Source organism: Pseudomonas sp. MDT1-16 (assembly GCF_054898115.1).
The window spans coordinates 3,296,686-3,315,687 of sequence record NZ_CM142717.1 but is presented as its reverse complement, the minus strand read 5'-3'; the positions used below and the strand labels follow the sequence as shown (position 1 = coordinate 3,315,687).

General features: G+C 56.6%; 16 protein-coding genes and 2 pseudogenes. 14 read left to right on the top strand and 4 right to left on the bottom strand.

The window, feature by feature from the left end:
- Positions 1-7: 7 nt before the first annotated feature.
- The 4 genes from ACYZT3_RS15040 to ACYZT3_RS15025 are packed head-to-tail and all read left to right on the top strand — an operon-like array spanning position 8 to position 2,574.
- Positions 8-280 carry a hypothetical protein gene (locus tag ACYZT3_RS15040; RefSeq protein ID WP_282378171.1) on the top strand — a complete coding sequence of 91 codons (273 nt, stop codon included), beginning with the start codon at positions 8-10 and terminating at the stop codon, positions 278-280.
- The gene (locus ACYZT3_RS15035; RefSeq protein ID WP_462030194.1) at positions 252-1,292 is read left to right on the top strand and encodes a copper resistance protein B; all 1,041 of its coding nucleotides are present in this window, start codon (positions 252-254) and stop codon (positions 1,290-1,292) included. The genes ACYZT3_RS15040 and ACYZT3_RS15035 overlap by 29 nt, the downstream gene beginning before the upstream one ends.
- 9 nt (positions 1,293-1,301) lie before the next feature.
- On the top strand, positions 1,302-2,117 hold the full coding sequence (locus tag ACYZT3_RS15030; protein ID WP_462030193.1) for a c-type cytochrome: 816 nt from the start codon (positions 1,302-1,304) through the stop codon (positions 2,115-2,117).
- Positions 2,107-2,574 carry a DUF411 domain-containing protein gene (locus tag ACYZT3_RS15025; RefSeq protein ID WP_282378167.1) on the top strand — a complete coding sequence of 156 codons (468 nt, stop codon included), beginning with the start codon at positions 2,107-2,109 and terminating at the stop codon, positions 2,572-2,574. Before ACYZT3_RS15030 ends, ACYZT3_RS15025 begins: the two co-directional genes overlap by 11 nt.
- Positions 2,575-2,588: 14 nt before the next feature.
- On the opposite strand, the gene ACYZT3_RS15020 is transcribed toward ACYZT3_RS15025, so the two are convergent.
- Positions 2,589-3,809, bottom strand: a complete 1,221-nt coding sequence (locus ACYZT3_RS15020; protein WP_462030192.1) for an MFS transporter — start codon at positions 3,807-3,809, stop codon at positions 2,589-2,591.
- A gap of 94 nt (positions 3,810-3,903) precedes the next feature.
- Here ACYZT3_RS15020 and ACYZT3_RS15015 point away from each other — a divergent pair, with 94 nt between their 5' ends.
- From ACYZT3_RS15015 to ACYZT3_RS15000, 4 genes are all read left to right on the top strand, one after another.
- Positions 3,904-4,245, top strand: a complete 342-nt coding sequence (locus tag ACYZT3_RS15015) for a hypothetical protein (protein WP_282378163.1) — start codon at positions 3,904-3,906, stop codon at positions 4,243-4,245.
- Between the two features lie 100 nt (positions 4,246-4,345).
- Complete coding sequence (locus ACYZT3_RS15010; protein ID WP_462030191.1) at positions 4,346-5,602, top strand: TolC family protein; 1,257 nt, start codon at positions 4,346-4,348, stop codon at positions 5,600-5,602.
- The gene (locus ACYZT3_RS15005) at positions 5,599-7,074 is read left to right on the top strand and encodes an efflux RND transporter periplasmic adaptor subunit (RefSeq protein WP_462030190.1); all 1,476 of its coding nucleotides are present in this window, start codon (positions 5,599-5,601) and stop codon (positions 7,072-7,074) included. Before ACYZT3_RS15010 ends, ACYZT3_RS15005 begins: the two co-directional genes overlap by 4 nt.
- Positions 7,071-10,229: an efflux RND transporter permease subunit gene (locus ACYZT3_RS15000; RefSeq protein WP_462030189.1), complete on the top strand. Its 3,159-nt coding sequence runs from the start codon at positions 7,071-7,073 to the stop codon at positions 10,227-10,229. Before ACYZT3_RS15005 ends, ACYZT3_RS15000 begins: the two co-directional genes overlap by 4 nt.
- A gap of 662 nt (positions 10,230-10,891) precedes the next feature.
- On the opposite strand, the pseudogene ACYZT3_RS14995 reads toward ACYZT3_RS15000, so the two are convergent.
- The 3 genes and pseudogenes from ACYZT3_RS14995 to ACYZT3_RS14985 form a co-directional block, all read right to left on the bottom strand.
- A pseudogene (locus ACYZT3_RS14995) lies at positions 10,892-11,409 on the bottom strand (group II intron maturase-specific domain-containing protein); the annotation flags it as partial.
- A 368-nt stretch (positions 11,410-11,777) separates the two neighbouring features.
- A pseudogene (locus ACYZT3_RS14990) lies at positions 11,778-12,084 on the bottom strand (OprD family outer membrane porin); the annotation flags it as partial.
- A gap of 199 nt (positions 12,085-12,283) precedes the next feature.
- On the bottom strand, positions 12,284-12,616 hold the full coding sequence (locus tag ACYZT3_RS14985; protein ID WP_462030188.1) for a DUF2790 domain-containing protein: 333 nt from the start codon (positions 12,614-12,616) through the stop codon (positions 12,284-12,286).
- 678 nt (positions 12,617-13,294) lie between these two features.
- Between ACYZT3_RS14985 and ACYZT3_RS14980 the strand changes: the two genes are divergently transcribed.
- The 6 genes from ACYZT3_RS14980 (at position 13,295) to ACYZT3_RS14955 (ending at position 19,000) form a co-directional block, all read left to right on the top strand.
- Positions 13,295-13,684 (top strand): DUF305 domain-containing protein, encoded by a 390-nt coding sequence (locus ACYZT3_RS14980; RefSeq protein ID WP_282378154.1) that lies wholly within the window; start codon positions 13,295-13,297, stop codon positions 13,682-13,684.
- 74 nt (positions 13,685-13,758) lie between these two features.
- Positions 13,759-14,028 (top strand): DUF2933 domain-containing protein, encoded by a 270-nt coding sequence (locus ACYZT3_RS14975; protein ID WP_282378151.1) that lies wholly within the window; start codon positions 13,759-13,761, stop codon positions 14,026-14,028.
- 2 nt (positions 14,029-14,030) lie between these two features.
- The gene (locus ACYZT3_RS14970) at positions 14,031-14,678 is read left to right on the top strand and encodes a methyltransferase family protein (protein WP_282378149.1); all 648 of its coding nucleotides are present in this window, start codon (positions 14,031-14,033) and stop codon (positions 14,676-14,678) included.
- Between the two features lie 245 nt (positions 14,679-14,923).
- Positions 14,924-17,353 carry a heavy metal translocating P-type ATPase gene (locus tag ACYZT3_RS14965; RefSeq protein ID WP_282378146.1) on the top strand — a complete coding sequence of 810 codons (2,430 nt, stop codon included), beginning with the start codon at positions 14,924-14,926 and terminating at the stop codon, positions 17,351-17,353.
- Positions 17,354-17,525: 172 nt separating this feature from the next.
- Positions 17,526-18,158 (top strand): LemA family protein, encoded by a 633-nt coding sequence (locus ACYZT3_RS14960; RefSeq protein WP_282378144.1) that lies wholly within the window; start codon positions 17,526-17,528, stop codon positions 18,156-18,158.
- Positions 18,159-18,163: 5 nt separating this feature from the next.
- A complete protein-coding gene (locus tag ACYZT3_RS14955; protein WP_282378194.1) occupies positions 18,164-19,000 on the top strand; it encodes a TPM domain-containing protein in 837 nt (278 codons plus the stop codon).
- Positions 19,001-19,002: the final 2 nt, after the last annotated feature.

Here is a 19,002-nt window from a genome sequence, read left to right as displayed (position 1 = left end):
ACGGGTTATGAGTACATATCTGAATCGTAAGTCGCTGATCGGTTGCGCCCTTGCCATTGGCCTGTTGGGTGGAGTGCCGTTTGCACTGGCAGGAGAAAGCAGCGGTGAGCATTCCCATCCCGCTCCTGCATCATCAACGGACAAGCCAGAGCCAACGCAAAAGTCCAAGACCAATGAATCCAAAACCGATCACGGTTCCATGGACCATGGTTCGATGGATCACAGCAAGATGAGTAATGAGTCGATGGATCATGACAAAAAAACCAAAAAAGCGGATTGAGATCATGACCAACAAGCTTTTACGTCCGACCCTGATGGCGCTGACGGTTTCAGTCAGCACCGCTTTTGTTGGCTGGGCCAACGCCGCTGAAGTGATGGACCCGTCGATGACCATGTCCTCGGGAACGGAGTCGAAACCGGCGGTGCCTCAAAAGTCGATGCCCGCCAAAGACGGCCAGATGGATCATTCCAAGATGGACCATGGTTCTATGGAGTCTATGGACCATAGCAAAATGAATCATGGGCAAATGGAAGGCATGGATCACAGCAAAATGAATATGGATGCCGGGGCGACCAGCACGAGTCGAACTCCCATTCCCGTATTAACAGATGCTGATCGTAAAGCTGCTTTTCCGCCTGTGGCAGGCCATGGTGTTCATGACAAAAGCCTCAACACGTTCTTTCTCCTTGATCAGTTCGAGTATCAGGACGCTGATAACGGCAGCGCCCTGAGTTGGGATGCAAAAGGCTGGATGGGTGGCGACATTGATCGTTTATGGCTGCGGTCTGAGGGGGAGCGTACCAACGGTGTGACTGAAGACGCCGAACTCCAAGCGCTTTGGGGGCACTCGATCAGCCCGTGGTGGGATGTTGTAACCGGCGTGCGTCAGGATTTTAAACCAGGCTCGCCGCAGACTTGGGGCGCCTTCGGCATCCAGGGCATGGCCCTCTACAACTTTGACGCTGAAGCCACCGCTTTCATCGGTGAGAACGGCCAGACCGCCGCTCGGCTAGAGGGCGACTACGACATTCTGCTCACTAATCGCCTGATTTTGCAGCCGACAGCCGAAATGAACTTTTACGGGAAAAACGATCGTCAACGCGGCATTGGTTCTGGTTTGGCCAATACCGAAGTGGGTTTGCGGTTGCGCTACGAGATTGTCCGGGAGTTTGCTCCCTACATCGGGGTCAGCTGGAGTCGCTCCTACGGCAAGACCGCCGACCTCGCTAGCGATGAAGGCGAAGATACGAACGAGGCGCGATTTGTCGCCGGTATTCGGATGTGGTTTTGAGTACCTGACATGAAAAGAACATTGAAAACATTGACTGCTGCCGGTGCGGTCGCCGCAATAGTAGGTGCCGGCGTGGTGTATTTTGGTGTGATTAATGTTGGGGCGGATGATCCGCATTCCGAACCCGTTTACGCACTTCTGTCCACTGCTCGGGATCGCTCGATAGCAGTGCGCTCACGCGACATTGAAGTTCCCGACCTGAGCGATGAAACTCTTATTCGTGCAGGTGCGGGTAACTACAACTCAATGTGCATTGGCTGCCACCTCGCTCCGGGTGTCGCAGGAACCGAGTTAAGCAATAGCCTTTACCCTGCCCCCCCCAATCTTTCAAAACTGGGGGTTGATGGAAACCCTGCTGCAGCTTTCTGGATCATCAAGCATGGAATCAAATCCACAGGCATGCCCGCTTGGGGTAAAAGCATGGCCGATCCCTACATCTGGGGAATGGTCGCTTTTCTTAAGCAACTTCCCACCCTGAATGCAGAGCAATACACCGCTCTAGCAGTCAGCAGTGGTGGTCATCAACACGGCGGCGGCGAGAGCAAAATGCATAACCATGAAGGTGAGCATGAGGGTCAAAAGGGGGCAGCCTCTGCACATCATGATGCGGGGGCAGCCGAAGAAGTTGCCGACGCAGGCGACCATCATGACGAGAGGAACAGCGCCCACGCCCATGAGGTTGCCGCAGCGCCTTTTCAGGATGAAAGTCCCGAACACGCCCATTCTCAGGGTGCCAAGGCTTCACATGACGCCTCTACAACTCCTGTCGCGCAACCACAAACTCATCCCCATGCTGATGGGAAGGAGCATACCCATGCGAAATAACATTTATCGGCCCGGACGGATACTTCACCTTGCTGCATTCGCGGCTCTGTTGATCAGTTCAACTGGTCATGCAGCAGATTCGCTGACGATCGACGTCCATCGTGATGCTAACTGTGGATGCTGCAAGAAGTGGATGCAGCATCTTGAAGCCAACGGCTTCACCGTCGTTGATCATGTAGAAACCAACATGAGCGCGGTCAAGCAGGACCTGGGTGTTGTTCCGCGTCTCTCGTCATGCCACACCGCGTTGATCAACGGAAAATTTGTTGAAGGCCACGTGCCTGCTGAGCAAATAGTTGCTTTGAGCAAACGCGATGACCTTCTCGGGATTGCTGTGCCGGGCATGCCGGCAGGTTCGCCTGGTATGGAGGTCGGTGGCAAGCAGGATGCTTATCAGGTCATCGGTCTGAGCAAAGCAGGTACCGACCAAGTGATCGCTGAGTACCCGGCAAACTAGTTTTCAAACTTTCCTTAATTCTTGCGTGGTCCGTGATCATGCAAACAACGTGTGCTCTTACTACGTTGTGCTATCAGCAGTATGAGCGCTACCGCAGAAAAAATTGCTCCGGCATAAAACGTCATTGCTGAACCATAAGTTTGCCAAAGTAACCCCGCAATCCCGCTTGCCAGCAACATGGATACACCACTCACCAGGTTGAAAATCCCGAAAGCGGTTCCTTTTAGTTCTGCCGGTGTCGTGTCAGCGACAAGGGCAGCCAGTAATCCCTGACTGAATCCCATATGAAGTCCCCATAGGGCGACGCCGAGTATCAACATTGAGACGGACTCGGCGCTGGCTAGAACCAGATCGGACAGGATCAGCAATATCAACCCGACCCCGAGAAGACTTGTGCGGCTGACACGGTCAGAGACCTTCCCCACAGGGTAGGCCGAGAGCGTGTAGAACAAGGCCATCACCACCATCACTATCGGCACCCAGGTTGCAGACAGTCCTGCTTGCTGAGCGCGCAAGACCAGGAAGGCCTCGCTAAAACGTGCCAGGGTGAACAATGCGCCGATTATCACCACCCACCAATAAGCCGGCGAAAAGCTGTAGAGCAGTTGTGGCCGTATGGGTGAACGAAAGCGCTGAGCTGACGGCTCATGTTCGGACTCATCGACGCCAACAAAAATCAGACTGACCGCTACCAACGCCGGTATCACCGCGATCCATAACACCAGTGGAATGTTTTCACTGAAGGCATACATCAGGCCGATGGCTACTGCTGGCCCGAGGAAGGCCCCTATCGTATCCATGGATTGACGTAAGCCGAAGCAAGCGCCACGGATCTCCGGTGGCGATACATCAGCGACCAGGGCATCACGTGGAGCGCCGCGAATACCTTTGCCAATCCGATCCAGAAAGCGTGCGGTGAACACCATTTCTGCGGAGTGGGCCAGCGGAAAGAGCGGTTTGGTGAGTGCTGCCAGTCCGTAACCGAGCAACAGCAGGCCTTTGCGTCGTCCGAAATAATCGCTGATGGCGCCTGAAAAGACTTTAACGATCAGGGCCGTCGCCTCCGCAATACCCTCGATCAGCCCCAGGGTGATCATGCTGACGCCTAGAGAACCCACCAGATACATCGGCAGCAGGCTATGAACCATTTCTGAAGACAAGTCCATGAACAGGCTGACGAATCCTAACGCCCAGACCGTACGGGGGATGCTACGTGTCGCAATTGTCTGGGACATATTCCAGTTTCCTTGGCTATCGCCCGCATCTGCCGGGTTCTACCTGACAGATTCGTAATTGTATAGCCCATTACCAGCGACTAGACTCCCTCGCATGAAACGCTATCTGCGGTGTTGCCTTATTTTTCTGATTAGCCTGGCGCTTCCCCTGAGCGGGATGGCGGGCATTCAGTCACCAACAGAACCTTGCCCGATTAAAACGACGGGCATGACCATGATGGGTGATATGAACCAGGACTGCTGTCACGAGATGAGCAGCTCCACCGATCACGGCAAAACCTGCAAACCTGGCCAGGAATGCAGGAGCGCCAGTCTGCTACAAGTGTCGTTTGGAAAACCTGCCGCCCGTTTGTCCAGCCAGCAAATGCTGACAATCTTCAGCGTCCTCCTCCCTACTCAGGCCCCGTCCGGGGTATGGCGACCGCCTCGCGCTTGATTCCTGTACCACACTGAGCCTCATCCCGCCCTGGCGCGGGATGGCATATCTGCGCGCGAGCCCAAGAGGCGCGCAGTGGATCATCACAGGAATCGTGAACATGAACTCCAAGTGCTACTGCACCGGTTGGCCCCTCGTGGCTGCCCTGGCGGCAAGCGTGCTGGCATTGCCGAGCCTTGCTGCGCCGCTGACACTCGATGAAGCCTTGCGGTTGGCCGAAAGCAATGCCCCATCGCTGGCCGCCCAAGCGGCCAAACTGCAAGCCGCCAGCAGCGCCGCCATTCCAGCCGGCGAACTACCCGACCCGAAGCTCCTGCTGGGCGTACAAAACTATCCCATCGGCGGCCCTGACCGCTGGCGCCTTGAACAGGATTTCATGACCATGCAGATGGTCGGCGTCATGCAGGAGGTGCCCAACCGTGACAAGCGACGGGCGCGAATCGAAGTGGCCGAGGCATCCGTAGATCGCGCCGCGGCCGAAAGCCGTGTCGAGCGACTGAACGTTCGTCAGGCCACGGCATTGGCCTGGATCAGCAGCTACTCCGTCGAGCGTAAAGAGGCGCTGTTTCAGGATTTTTACCGGGAGAATCGTCTGTTGGCCGAAACCGTACGGGCGCAGATCGCCGGTGGTCGTGCTCAACCTGCCGATGCAGTAACGCCGAAACAGGAGGCGGCTCAGTTGGCGGAACAACAAGACGATCTGGTCCGCCTGCGGGCCCAAGCCAGAGCGGCTCTCAGGCGCTGGATAGGTCCGGCCGCCAATGATCAACCCGTTGGCAGCTTGCCCGAATGGCCCATCGATGCCTCGGGTTACCCTCATAAGCTGCAACATCACCCCGCACTGGCGGCATTCACGCCAATGACTCGCGAAGCGCAGGCCAAGGTCCGTGAAGCCAAGGCGGAAAAGCAGTCCGACTGGAGTTGGGAGCTTGATTACCAGCGCCGCGGCCGTCAGTTCGGCGACATGGTCAGCGTGCAGTTCACGTTCGACCTGCCACTGTTCCCCGACTCCCGACAGAACCCGAAGATCGCCGCCAAACACGCTGAACTGAATCAGTTGGAGGCCGAGCGCGAAGCTCTCGTACGTGAACATACCCAGCAACTGGAGGACGATCTGGCCGAATACGAGCGTCTGAACCGTGCCGTGCACCGCAGCCAGGAAAGCCTGTTACCCCTGGCCAAGGAAAAGGTCGGGCTGACCATGGCCAGCTACAGCGCCGGTAAAAGCGACTTGGCGGCTGTCATCGCTGCCCGACGTGAACTCATCGAGACCCGCCTCAAACAGGTCGACTTCGAAGAACAGCAAGCCCTCACCAGTGCTCGCCTATATTTTGCTTATGGGGACACCAATCAATGAGCTCTCAAATCTGGAAAGGGGCTTTGCTGACAGGACTTTCGATTGCCTTGGGCGCGGCCGGCGGTTACTGGTTCGCTCAACAGCGCGTGCCTGATAGCACAGCCGAACAGGCCCCTAAAACCCAAGACGAACGCAAAGTACTGTATTGGTATGACCCGATGTCCCCGCAGCAGAAGTTCGATAAACCCGGCAAATCCCCCTTCATGGATATGGAGTTGATGCCCCGCTACGCTGATGCTGCAGCGGACAGTGCGGCCATCAGTATCGACCCAAGCCTGACCCAGAATCTCGGCGTGCGTCTGGCCACCGTCACTCGCGGCGTGCTTGCTTCCAGTCTGGACGTCGTCGGTGTGCTGGCATTCAACGAGCGGGATGTCGCGGTGATTCAATCGCGTACTGCTGGCTTTGTGGAGCGGGTGTATGCCCGTGCTCCAGGCGATGTGCTCAAAGCCAATGCGGCTTTGGCCGATATCCTGGTCCCGGAGTGGGCCGCTGCTCAGGAAGAGTTTCTCGCACTCAAACGCAGTGGCGATGCGGACTTGCTGGCGGCAGCACGCCAACGCTTGCACTTGACCGGGATGCCAGCGACGTTGATTGCTCAAGTGGAGCGAAGCGGCAAGACCCAGCCGGTCCTGACGCTCACCAGCCCCATAAGCGGTGTGCTGCAAGAGTTGAATGTACGTTCGGGTATGACCGTTGCGGCCGGCGAGACTCTGGCTCGAGTCAATGGCTTGAGCAGCGTCTGGCTGGCAGTGGCCGTTCCAGAGTCGGAGACTGGATCGATCAACATGGGGCAAGCGGTCGAAGCACGTCTGCCAGCCTTTCCAGGAACAGTGCTCAAGGGCACGGTCAGCTCGATTCTGCCCGAAACCAATCCCGACAGCCGAACTGTGCGTGTTCGGGTCGAACTCCCCAACCCTGATGGGCGACTCAGGCCGGGTATGACAGCCCAGGTGCACCTGAATCGTTCGACCGAACAAAGCGTTCTGTGGGTGCCGAGCGAGGCAATCATTCGCACCGGCCGACGGGTCCTGGTGATGCTCGCCGAAGACGCTGGTCGCTACCGACCCGTAGAGGTGCAACTCGGGCAGGAAAACGAAGGCAAGACGGTGGTGTTGAATGGGTTGGAAGAAGGTCAGCAGGTAGTCAGCTCTGGACAGTTCCTGCTCGACTCTGAGGCCAGTCTCAAGGGCATTGTTGCGAGCGCGCTGGAAATGTCACCACCCAGCGCAGCAGCCTCCAGCTTTCATGAGGCGGATGGGCAGATCGTCGAGATCAACAACCAAGACGTAACAATCGCCCTTGGTCCGTTCAAGACGCTGGGCATGCCTGGTATGACTATGACCTTCCCATTGGCTGACCCTGCTCTCAAGCAAGGACTCAAGGCGGGCGACAAGGTTCGGGTTGCGGTGAGCCAAACCGATGATGGATTGCGCGTTGAACGCCTGGAAAAACTAGGGGGCCAGCCATGATCGCCGCCCTTATCCGCTGGTCAGTCGCCAACCGTTTTCTGGTACTGCTGGCCACGATCTTCGTCACGGTCTGGGGCGTTTGGTCGGTTCAGAGCACTCCCATCGACGCATTGCCAGACCTTTCCGATGTTCAGGTGATTATCCGCACCCCTTATCCGGGACAAGCGCCGCAAATAGTTGAGAATCAGGTGACCTACCCGTTGGCTACCACCATGCTCTCGGTGCCGGGGGCCAAGACCGTACGCGGCTATTCTTTTTTTGGCGACAGCTTCGTGTACGTGTTGTTTGAAGACGGTACCGATTTGTATTGGGCCCGCTCGCGGGTGTTGGAATACTTGAGTCAGGTCCAAAGCCGCCTGCCGGCTTCCGCCAAACCGTCCTTGGGACCCGACGCCACAGGCGTGGGCTGGATCTATCAGTACGCACTGGTGGATCGCAGTGGCGGACACGACCTGGCGCAACTGCGCGCCTTGCAGGACTGGTTCCTCAAGTTCGAACTCAAGACCCTGCCGAACGTTGCGGAAGTGGCCACCGTGGGCGGCATGGTCAAGCAGTACCAGGTGCAGCTCGATCCGCTGAAACTGGCCAACCTGGGCATCACTCAAGCAGCGGTGACCGAAGCTATCGGCAAGGCCAATCAGGAAACCGGTGGTGCGTTACTGGAGATGGCGGAGACCGAGTTTATGGTGCGCGCTTCCGGTTATCTGAAGACACTCAACGACTTTCGTGCGATTCCGCTCAAGCTGGGTGCGGGTGGCGTACCAGTGACCCTCGGCGACGTGGCGACGATCCAGCTGGGGCCGGAGATGCGTCGCGGTATCACTGAACTCGACGGCGAAGGCGAGACCGTCGGCGGCGTGGTGATTCTGCGCAGCGGCAAGAACGCTCGCGAAACCATTGCCGCGGTCAAAGCCAAACTTGACGACCTGAAAAGCAGCCTGCCGGCCGGGGTGGAAATCGTCACCACCTACGACCGCAGCAAACTGATCGACCGCGCAGTGGAAAACCTCAGCTACAAACTGCTCGAGGAGTTCATCGTCGTCGCGTTGGTCTGTGGGATATTTCTCTGGCACCTGCGTTCTTCCCTGGTGGCCATTATCTCTTTGCCGGTGGGGGTGCTCATTGCCTTCATCGTCATGCGGCATCAAGGAATCAACGCCAACATCATGTCCCTTGGCGGGATTGCCATTGCCATCGGCGCCATGGTCGACGCCGCCGTGGTAATGATCGAGAACGCTCACAAGAAGATCGAGGCTTGGCATGTGGCCCATCCTGGGGAGGAGTTGAAGGGCGAACGTCACTGGCATGTGATAACCGAAGCGGCGGCGGAGGTGGGACCGGCGCTGTTTTTCTGCCTGCTGATCATCACCCTATCGTTCATCCCGGTGTTCACCCTGGAGGCTCAAGAGGGTCGTTTGTTTGGCCCATTGGCCTTCACCAAGACCTATGCCATGGCAGCGGCGGCCGGGCTTTCGGTAACACTGGTGCCGGTGCTGATGGGCTACTGGATTCGTGGTCGGATCCCCAAAGAGGACCAGAACCCGCTGAACCGCTGGTTGATCAGGATCTATCAACCGGCCCTGGATGCGGTGTTACATCGGCCCAAAGTCACCCTACTGATCGCGTTAATGGTTTTCCTCAGTGCGTTGTGGCCGATCTCTCGCTTGGGTGGCGAGTTCCTCCCTGCGATGGACGAGGGCGATTTGCTCTACATGCCTTCGGCTCTGCCGGGGTTGTCGGCGCAGAAAGCGGCGCAGCTGCTGCAACAGACCGACCGCTTGATCAAGACGGTACCCGAAGTCGAACACGTTTTTGGTAAGGCTGGTCGTGCCGAAACCGCGACCGACCCAGCGCCGCTGGAGATGTTCGAGACCACTATCCAGTTCAAACCACGCGAGCAGTGGCGTCTTGGTATGACCCAGGAAAAATTGGTGGAGGAGCTGGATCGAGTGGTGCGCGTCCCTGGGCTGACTAATATTTGGATACCCCCGATCCGCAACCGCATCGACATGCTCGCCACCGGGATCAAGAGTCCGATCGGAGTGAAAATTGCCGGCACCAACTTGACGGAGATCGATGTGGCCACCCAAGCGGTCCAGCGCGCGGCCCAGGACGTGCCCGGGGTCAGTTCGGCCTTGGCTGAACGATTGACGGGCGGCCGCTACATCGATGTGGATATCGACCGCAAAGCCGCAGCCCGCTACGGGTTAAATATCGCGGATGTGCAGTCGATCGTCGCCGGTGCTATTGGTGGTGAAAACGTTGGTGAGACCATTGAAGGTCTCGCCCGCTTCCCAATCAATGTGCGTTATCCCCGAGAGTGGCGTGATTCGCTTGGCGCACTGGAGCAACTGCCGATCTACACCCCGTTGGGGAGCCAGATCACCCTTGGGATGGTGGCTAAGGTCAAGGTCAGTGAAGGCCCGCCGATGCTCAAGAGCGAAAATGCCCGACCTTCCGGATGGGTGTATATCGACGTGCGTGGCCGGGACATTGCCTCAGTGGTTGCTGATCTACGTCGGGTTGTGAGTGAACAGGTCAAGCTGCAGCCAGGCATGAGCCTGAGTTACTCAGGGCAGTTCGAGTTTCTTGAACGAGCCAACGCACGGCTCAAGCTGTTGGTGCCAGCCACTCTGTTGATTATTTTCGTGCTGCTGTACCTGACGTTTTCCCGATTCGACGAGGCGTTGCTGATCATGGCTACCTTGCCGTTCGCCCTTACCGGTGGGGCGTGGTTCCTCTATCTACTCGGCTTTAACCTGTCGGTGGCCACCGGCGTCGGTTTCATTGCTCTGGCGGGTGTGTCTGCCGAATTCGGCGTGATCATGCTGCTCTACTTGAAAAACGCCTGGGCCGAACGTGTAGAGGCCGGCGACAGTACCGAGCGTGGGCTAATCGCAGCAATTAGCGAAGGAGCCGTGCAGCGGGTGCGACCCAAGGCCATGACGGTGGCGGTCATCATTGCTGGCCTATTACCGATCCTATTGGGCAGCGGTTCCGGTAGCGAAATAATGAGCCGCATCGCTGCGCCCATGGTCGGTGGCATGGTCACCGCGCCCTTGTTGTCCCTGTTTGTCATCCCGGCAGCTTACCGCTTGATGCGCCGCCGGCGCCTCGCTGTTGAATCCACACTCTCGCAAGGAAGCGGACTATGACGTGATCGTGTTCACCACTGCTACACGGCTCCTGGTTGCATGCGCAATATCATCCAGCGGTCTATCGCCAATCACCAGCACGTGATCTTCGCATCCAGCGCTGTGCAACCACCGCACATTGCTGTGCTTGACCCAGGCGTGTTGCCAAGCGCTCCAAGCGCCAACATCTGGGGTGCAGGATTGGCTTTAAGCAGAGCCTACTTCAAGAACTTCAGCCGCCGGGTTCCCTCTTCATTGACGTTCCCCTGCCGAGAAAGAGTTTTCAGATCCGAACCTACTTCCAAGATCGCAATGAACTTGCCAATCTCGCAGCCCTAGGGTGCGTACTGAGTTCAAAGTGTAAAATCAAAAAGGTACTGGTCAGTGCCTTTCAGGCGGCTGTGGCACTGGTTAACGCCGCTGAATGTCCATTGGGTGTTGGCGCTGCATCAGCTGATCGATCATCATCTGCTGCTTGCCTTATCAAATTCTTCGACATTGACGGCTGGTTGCTGAGCTCGGGGCATGGGTCCTTCAGTGCCTTGCGCGGCCAAGGCCCAGGCTGGGGGGAGCGATACGCCTATCAGAAACGCGTGCGCCCATGCTGGGCGCAATCGAGTAGGAAGCGGATTACACCCGCCGTCCTCTCACACCACCGTACGTACGGTTCCGTATACGGCGGTTCAGGTTACACGGCTAAGCCGATTTATCGTATCCAGTATCGAGACCAGCCCGAGTCGGTCCCACAGCTTCTTCGGCAGCGCCTGATTCATATGAGGCGCTCCCGAGTTCCACCATGGGCCGCTTCCATTGACGCCAGACGACACAACGAAGCTTGTGACGCACCCAGCCGTCCAGTTCCTCAAGTGGCCGTTTGCTTTGGCTCAGCTTGAAGTAGCCCGCCCAACCACGCAGCACGGGGTTTATCCGCTCGATGATATTCGCCATCTTGTGGCCCCGCGCTTTACGTAGCCGCTCTCTGAGTCGGTCGCGCAAGCGACCTAGACTCATCGTCGCCACTCTCAGCTTCGGTTGCTGATGCCAGCTCATCCCGTAACCCAAGTAAGCACACTTCCAAGACCCGGCAACTCGGCTCTTGTCCCGGTTCAGCGTCAGTTTCAGGCGCTGATTCAGGAAGCGCTCAACCGAGTTCGTTGAGCAGGATGTTCGACAGCAACGGCGAGAGCGGGCCGCCTTGCGGCGCCCTACGACGTAGCGTTCCGTGCAAGTATTGGGCTTTGACGATTATGGCCGTCTTACCCCGCTACGCCGCCTCATCCGCTTCCTGTTCGTCAGGTCAGCATTTTGCCTCGGGCTTCCTTCAGATTCGCAGTCACCCGCGACACCCTTGCCTTTGGCTAACACTTCCCCTTGCCGGGTGTGTAGAGGACTTTCACCTCCAACTCACCAGCGTGGCCACCACAGCCAAACTGGTTGCGCTTGCGCGCAACGCGCCATGCCTGGCGCACCATAAAAAAAGGCGCCACAAGGGCGCCTAAGCCGCCTCCCACCAAAGGAGTAACAAGGAGACGGGTTGTACCTGGTGAGCGAGCATTGCTAATGCTCGATTTAGAGAATTTGCAGTGGGTGCTCCACAATCAGACGAATCTCATCCAAATTAGATTCAACGTCGGTGGCCCGTGTCGTTGCTGGGTGCTCGCGGAATGACATGTCTTTCAGAGAGCCGGTTTGAATGATGTATTTAGCCTCGACGTCATGCTCCCAACGCTTCTGGTCTTGCAATGGCGCCATCAGCTTCTCGGCGTATATAGACGCTGTTTGCATTCGAGTGCCTGGACTGACCGTTGCGGAAGTCGCGGTTGAAGTAGAGATTGCGGTAGAGAGTGTTAAAACCACTCCCCTCAATGCCTATGGTTTTTGCTCAACGGCCACTGCAACCTGCCCCATATTCATGCCAAGGGCAATAAGGGAAAGAGACGTTCCGTCGGCGATAATTCCACATGAAAGATAACTGTAGCGTGACCTGAAAATTACTTTTTTGTCAGCGATAAGTAAGGCGCATTGGATCTGCAACTAGTTTCCTTTTTCGTTTCCGGTGTTTGGCTTTTAAGCGATCAGCTACCATGAGGACAGTTGCTGCCCAACACTTGGTACTCGATGGTGTTGAGCTTGCCATTGGAGTCTTCGTAAGTCATGCGAGAACGGACCAGCCCACAATAATTAGTGGCTGGAGTCCTGTTAACCATTTTTACAACATCAAGGTCCAACCCATACTTATAGTGGACAATTTCAGGCGCATCTTTACCGTTGTTGATGGCATATTGCTCCATTGCGTGCTGGTTCTCTTGCATCGTCCGATTGTAGACGCGATCCCCTCCGCCTTCAGCCCTGACTGCGAAGGAAGCTACCGCTATTGCAATAGCGATGCCTGCACTCAATATCTTCATGATTTTCTCCTTGAAATAACTAACTTGTAATTAGATAGTAGCAAGTGATGCCTGTCAAAAAGCTGCCGCTAACGTTACTTATGTGTCAGGCATGATATTCGCGCTGTCAATGTCTCTCCTGACAGTTCCCCTGTTGTGGTTTACGCTTCGTCAGCTATATAGGCTCGAATGGTGCTTCACACCCGTGCGCAACGAAATGCTAACCAACTAGAAGCTGACAGGAATGTAATCTTAATTTCAGTCGACTGTCCGTCAAACGTGGTCTAGGGTGAAATGTGTGCCTCTGGGTATGTGCTTATTTGAGCGTTGTGATACAGCATTTTGCTCGAATTACGCTTGGTAGGCTTGGGGCTTGGGGCTTGGGGCAAACACCTTGAGGCCGAACATTTTCGCCTAATGATCAACTGGATCAACTGCGCCGAAAAATCTATTAGACGTCGGCCAGTTTTTTGTTGAGCGGTTCCGTTTCTACTACCTCGTGTGCGGGGTTTGCGCCAAGAGTTGCGAACGGTCGGTGGGGGGTATGAAAGATTGCGTCAGGGCCTGTTGTGAATGCGCACAGCGTTGCCGAGAAATGGTTGGCACTCAGGGTTGGTCAGCCCCCATGCGGTTCAGAAATAACAGTTTCCGTGTTCGGGGGGCAATGGCCAACCCTCCGCCCCTAACAGGAGATTCACAATGTCACAGTCTATCAAGCACAACAGTTCTAGCCGGTTCACTTTGTTGATGAGGGCGGTAGCGATGGTTGTCGCGGTAATGGCAGCAGCGCCGACGTTGGCCAATGCCGCAGAACCCGCGAAAAACGAAACGATGCCGATGCCTTCCGAGCAGATGGATCAATCGAAGATGACGAAACAAATGGGCGGCATGTCCATGACCGGCGATGTAGATTATGACTTCGCGGCCAACATGCGCATGCACCATCAGATGGCAGTTGAGATGTCGCAAGCCGAACTCAAGAACGGAAAAAATCCGGAGATGCTTCGTATGGCCAAGGACATAATTGCCGCACAGAAGAAGGAAATCGCCGTATTCGACCAGTGGATTAAAGCGAATAAAAAACCATGACTATGGTGATGCCAAAGTCTATCAGTGCGCTGCATTTTTGACAGAAACACCCGCGCCGGTTGAAGGAGAATCTAGTGAAGCACGACCACCTCCAGCACAACTCCGAGCCACCTGGATTCTGGAGCTCGCGCTACTTGATAGGTCTGATCGTTTTTGGCGCCATTGCTGCGTATTTCCTGCTCCGCGAGCATCGTGCCCATTTCTTCGGAGCATTACCGTTTCTGCTGTTGCTGGCGTGCCCGCTGATGCATTTCTTCATGCACGGCGGCCATGGTCACGATCACGGAGACCCGTCGACCAAAGCCCCCCCAGGATCATCGCAGCCGCCAAAGATTGGAGATTAGCCATGCACGACACCCCGGACTACGGACTGTGGACGCTCGTCGTCCTCAATTCGGCTATCTTCATCATGTTCGCGTTCAGTTTCTTCAAGCCTCAGACCGCGCGCGACTGGCGCACTTTCGGGGCGTTCGCAGCCTTCATAGTCGCTCTGTTCGTCGAGATGTACGGCTTTCCGTTGACCATCTACCTGATGTCGGGCTGGCTTCAGACGAAGTTTCCGAGCCTCGACCTACTGTCCCACAATACCGGCCATCTCTGGTCGACGTTACTTGGTGAGAAAGGCGATCCGCACTTCGGTGTGCTGCACATCGCCAGCTATGTCTTCCTCGGCTTCGGCTTCTATTTACTGTCCAGCGCGTGGAATGTCCTGTACCACGCGCAGCAGCGCAACAGTCTCGCCATCTCGGGCCCGTACGCGCACATCCGCCATCCGCAGTACGTTGCGTTCGTGCTTATTCTGCTGGGCTTTCTGTTCCAGTGGCCGACGTTGCTGACCTTGTTGATGTTCCCTATTTTGCTAGTGATGTATGCGCGACTGGCTATCACAGAGGAGGCCCAGATGCGTAAGCAGTTCGGCGCGGAGTTCGAAGATTATGCGGCGAGGACGCCACGCTTTCTGCCGTCGCCGCGCAAGCGGCTATCGGCCACCTGAAGCGATGTTGCCTGAAAGCACGCGGGCACTCCTTTAACTCCGTTTATCCGGCGGCTATGGATCAACACCTGAATTGCATTAGCAGGTTCAACGATGCAGGCAAGCAACTTCCTCATCGCGACTATATTACTCGGGCAAGAAGAACAAGCTCGTCGAGCCGGATCGGGACATCGTATTCGAATTCACGCCCCATTGCGTCGACGCGGGGAAACTGGCGCGCTGATGTCTGCCCCTCAGGAGCGAACATGAAAACAAGCACCTTCGAAGTGGGGGAGTTAATCTCCACCCTGAGCGCGGCCGGCGTCCACCGACAGATCGCAATGCTATCGGGTGTTCATCATGTCGAAGTGAACTATGTGGCCGGCAGTGCCACCGTGCACTTTGACGAAGCGAAAACGTCGCATAAAGAGATCCGCCAACGCATCATTGACTGCGGCTACCATTGCCGGGGTGAACTCGTTCCCGCTCACCTCTGCGAGCCTACAGATCACAAGACCGCAGACGCGCATAAAGGCTACATGGCGCAGGGTGGTAGCAAGGGACATGTGCCGAAGGAAATGGACCCGGGAAGTGATCCCCGTGCCGGCCACAGCGTCAAACCCGCGCAACCGATGAGCGACATGACGCACGATATGGGGCATGCACCCGGCATGTCGATTCAGGACATGGCCGACGATATGCGTAATCGCTTCTTCGTTGCCCTATTGTTCGCGATTCCTGTCTTCCTATACTCGCCGATGGGCACAATGTTTGGCGATTTCGAAACTCCGTTCGACCTCAATCGGAAGGTGTTTCTGTTCGTCGCCGCCACTGGCGCGATCGCCTATCCGGGTTGGCCTTTCTTCATCGCAGCCTGGCGTGCTGCGCGCAACCGGGTGGTCAACATGGCGACCCTGGTTTTACTCTCGGTCGGCACTGGGTATGTGTTCAGTGTGGGGGCCACCTTCCTCTACGAAGGTGAGGTGTTCTACGAAGCGGCAGCCGTGCTGCTGGTCTTCATTCTACTGGGCCACTGGCTTGAGATGCGTGCACGCGCGGGTGCCTCAGATGCGATCCGCGCCCTTATGGATCTGGCCCCGTCGATGACCACGGTGCTACGCGCTGGCGTAGAGACCGAGGTGGCCACCTTGGAGGTGCTGACAGGCGAGACGGTCATTATCAAGCCGGGCGACAAGCTTCCGGTTGACGGCGAAATCATCGAAGGTACCTCTGAGGTCGATGAGTCTATGCTGACCGGCGAATCGATGCCCGTGAAGAAGACTCTTGGTGATGCCGTTATTGGCGCCACGATCAATAAGAGCGGTAGCTTCCGCTACAAGGCTACCAAGGTTGGTGCCGACACGGCGTTGGCCCAGATCGTCAAACTCGTTCAGGAAGCCCAAAACTCCAAGGCGCCAGGGCAGCTACTCGCTGATCAAGCCTCGCAGTGGTTGGTTCTGGCAGCCATTGTCATTGGTTTGCTCACTTTCGGCGTGTGGTTCTGGGTCCTGGGCCAGCCACTGCTGTTCGCGTTGACGCTAACGATCACAGTGTTCGTCATTGCCTGCCCCGACGCTCTAGGCCTGGCCACCCCGATGGCCATAATGGTAGGTACGGGGCTCGGCGCTATGAACGGTATCTTGTTCAAAAACGCCGCCGCACTTGAGAACGCGACCAAGCTCACCATCATCGTTTTCGACAAGACTGGCACTCTCACACTCGGGCAACCTGATGTGGTAGAGATGGTCACCGCCCAGGACGTCACCGAGGCTCAGTTGCTGGCTACCGCCGCGGGGGTAGAGAAGTTCTCGGAGCATCCCTTGGCGTTGGCGGTGCTCAAAAGATTGGGGACCTCCCAGGCCGAGGTCGCGACGGGATTTACCAACATTGATGGTCAGGGTGCTCACGCTATGATCGGCGGTGAGAAGGTACTGCTCGGCAATCTCAAGCTGATGGAGTCCGAAGACATCCCATTGCAGGCTTTGGCCACAGAAGCCATCCGACTCCAGGGTGGGGGCCGCACCGTGGTATATGTCGCTCGCGCCGCAAAGCTGATCGGCCTAATCGCGATCGCCGATGCCGTGCGGCCAACCTCCAGGGCGACGATCGCCAAGTTGCAGGAGCGCGGCGTAAAGGTGGCGATGATTACCGGCGATAATCAAGCCACGGCCGATCGCATCGGCAAGGAACTCGGCATTGATATAGTGCTGGCCGACGTGCTTCCAGGTGAGAAAGCATCCAGGCTTAAGGCGCTTCAAGAGCAGGGGCACAAAGTTGGCATGGTAGGCGATGGCATCAACGACGCACCAGCCCTGACCCAGGCCGATGTGGGTTTCGCGATCGGTGCCGGCACCGACGTAGCTATGGAAAGCGCGCAGGTCATTTTGATGAAAAGCGACCCGTACGATGTCGTCGGTGCTATAGAACTGTCACGTGCCACCCTGCACAAGATGCATCAGAACCTGTGGTGGGCGGTTGGTTACAATCTGATCGCCTTCCCGCTGGCAGCCGGCGTCTTCTACCCGTTTACTTTATCGCCAGAAATTGCAGCATTATCGATGTCGGGCAGTTCGGCCGTCGTGGCAATCAACGCTCTGCTACTCAAACGGACCAAGCTCGCCGGTATCAAGCGTGTACGGCCACAAAAAATTGTACCTACGGCCGGCGCGCAGCCTTCCCTCGGCGTCTCGTTATAAACCAGTCGATCTGTTCCACGGGCCGATTATGCCGCAAGGAGGTAAAACGAACTACCGAAGTCTAATAAGTACCCCTTAGTCATCGCAACCCAAACATGGCAAGAATATTGCCGAAAGACACAACAGTCACAATGTTGCCCGGTTTAACAACCCGCTAACGTGGAAAAATAAAATGCGCAAATTATGGGTCATCCTGGCAGCGCTGGTTGCTCTAAACCTAAATGGCTGCGGCTACAATACCTTCCAGAGCAACGACGAGCAAATCAAAGCGAGCTGGTCTGAGGTAGTAAACCAGTACCAACGGCGGGCGGATCTGGTACCTAATCTGGTCAATACCGTCAAAGGTTATGCCTCACATGAAAAAGAAGTGTTGACGCAAGTGACGCAAGCCCGCTCTCAGGCGAGCGCCATACAGATATCGCCGGAGGTTCTCAGCGATCCGGCCGCCTTTGCCAAGTTTCAGGCTGTGCAAGGCCAGCTGTCCGGAGCGTTGTCCCGATTGTTGGCAGTGAGTGAGAACTATCCACAACTAAAAGCTGACGCCGGTTTTCGCGATTTGCAGGCGCAACTGGAAGGTACCGAAAACCGCATTGCCGTGGCGCGCAACCGCTACATCAAGTCAGTGCAGGAATTCAACGTCACGGTACGCTCGTTCCCCTCCAATCTAACGGCGATGGCATTCGGATACAAAGAGAAGCCTAATTTCACGGTAGAAAACGAAAAAGAAATCGCTAAGCCGCCCGCAGTAGATTTTGGGTCGGCGCCTGCTGTTCCCCCAAGCGGATCTCAGGGAGCAGTCAAGTGACGACGATGCGCACGACAAGCGCAGCGGCATTGTTCGCCTTTGTGCTTTGCTGGTCTTTCCTCGCGGGCGCTCAAGTCGCAGTACCTCCTCTGGCCGGGCGGGTTACCGACCAGACCGCTACGCTCACCCCAGAGCAGCTGGCTGGTCTAGAGCAAACTTTACGGGCGTTTGAAGCCAAAAAAGGCAGCCAGATTGCACTTCTCATTGTCCCCAGCACCCAGCCGGAAACAATTGAACAATACGCTTTGCGCGTTGCGGAGCAATGGAAGTTAGGCAGAAAAAAAGTGGATGACGGCGCAATCCTGGTCGTCGCCAAGAACGACCGTGCGCTTCGCATTGAAGTAGGCTACGGGCTTGAGGGGGCACTCAATGACGCCACCAGCAAGCGCATAATCAGCGAGATTATCACCCCGCGCTTCAAGCAAGGAGACTTCTACGGGGGCATTGCTGCCGGGCTCGACCAGATGATCCGGGTAATTGATGGCGAACCGCTGCCTGCCCCCGACGCACAAACTATCGGCGGTGTTACAGATATTCAGCAGTATGGGCCGCTCGTTTTTATTCTTGCGCTCGTGATCGGCAGTGTTCTGCGCCCCGTTTTGGGCAGATTTCCAGGCGCGCTAGTCACTGGAGGGGTTGTGGCCGTTATCGCTTGGTTGGTGGCCGGCGCACTGTTCATCGCGTTGGGTGCGGGAGTGATGGCACTCTTGTTCACGTTGGTCGGTGGCGGTATGGGCGGATACGGCATGGGGGGGCATCGTGGAGGATTCGGTCGAGGCGGTGGTGGCTTCGGCGGAGGCGGAGGCGGGTTTGGCGGTGGCGGCGCATCGGGGAGATGGTAAAC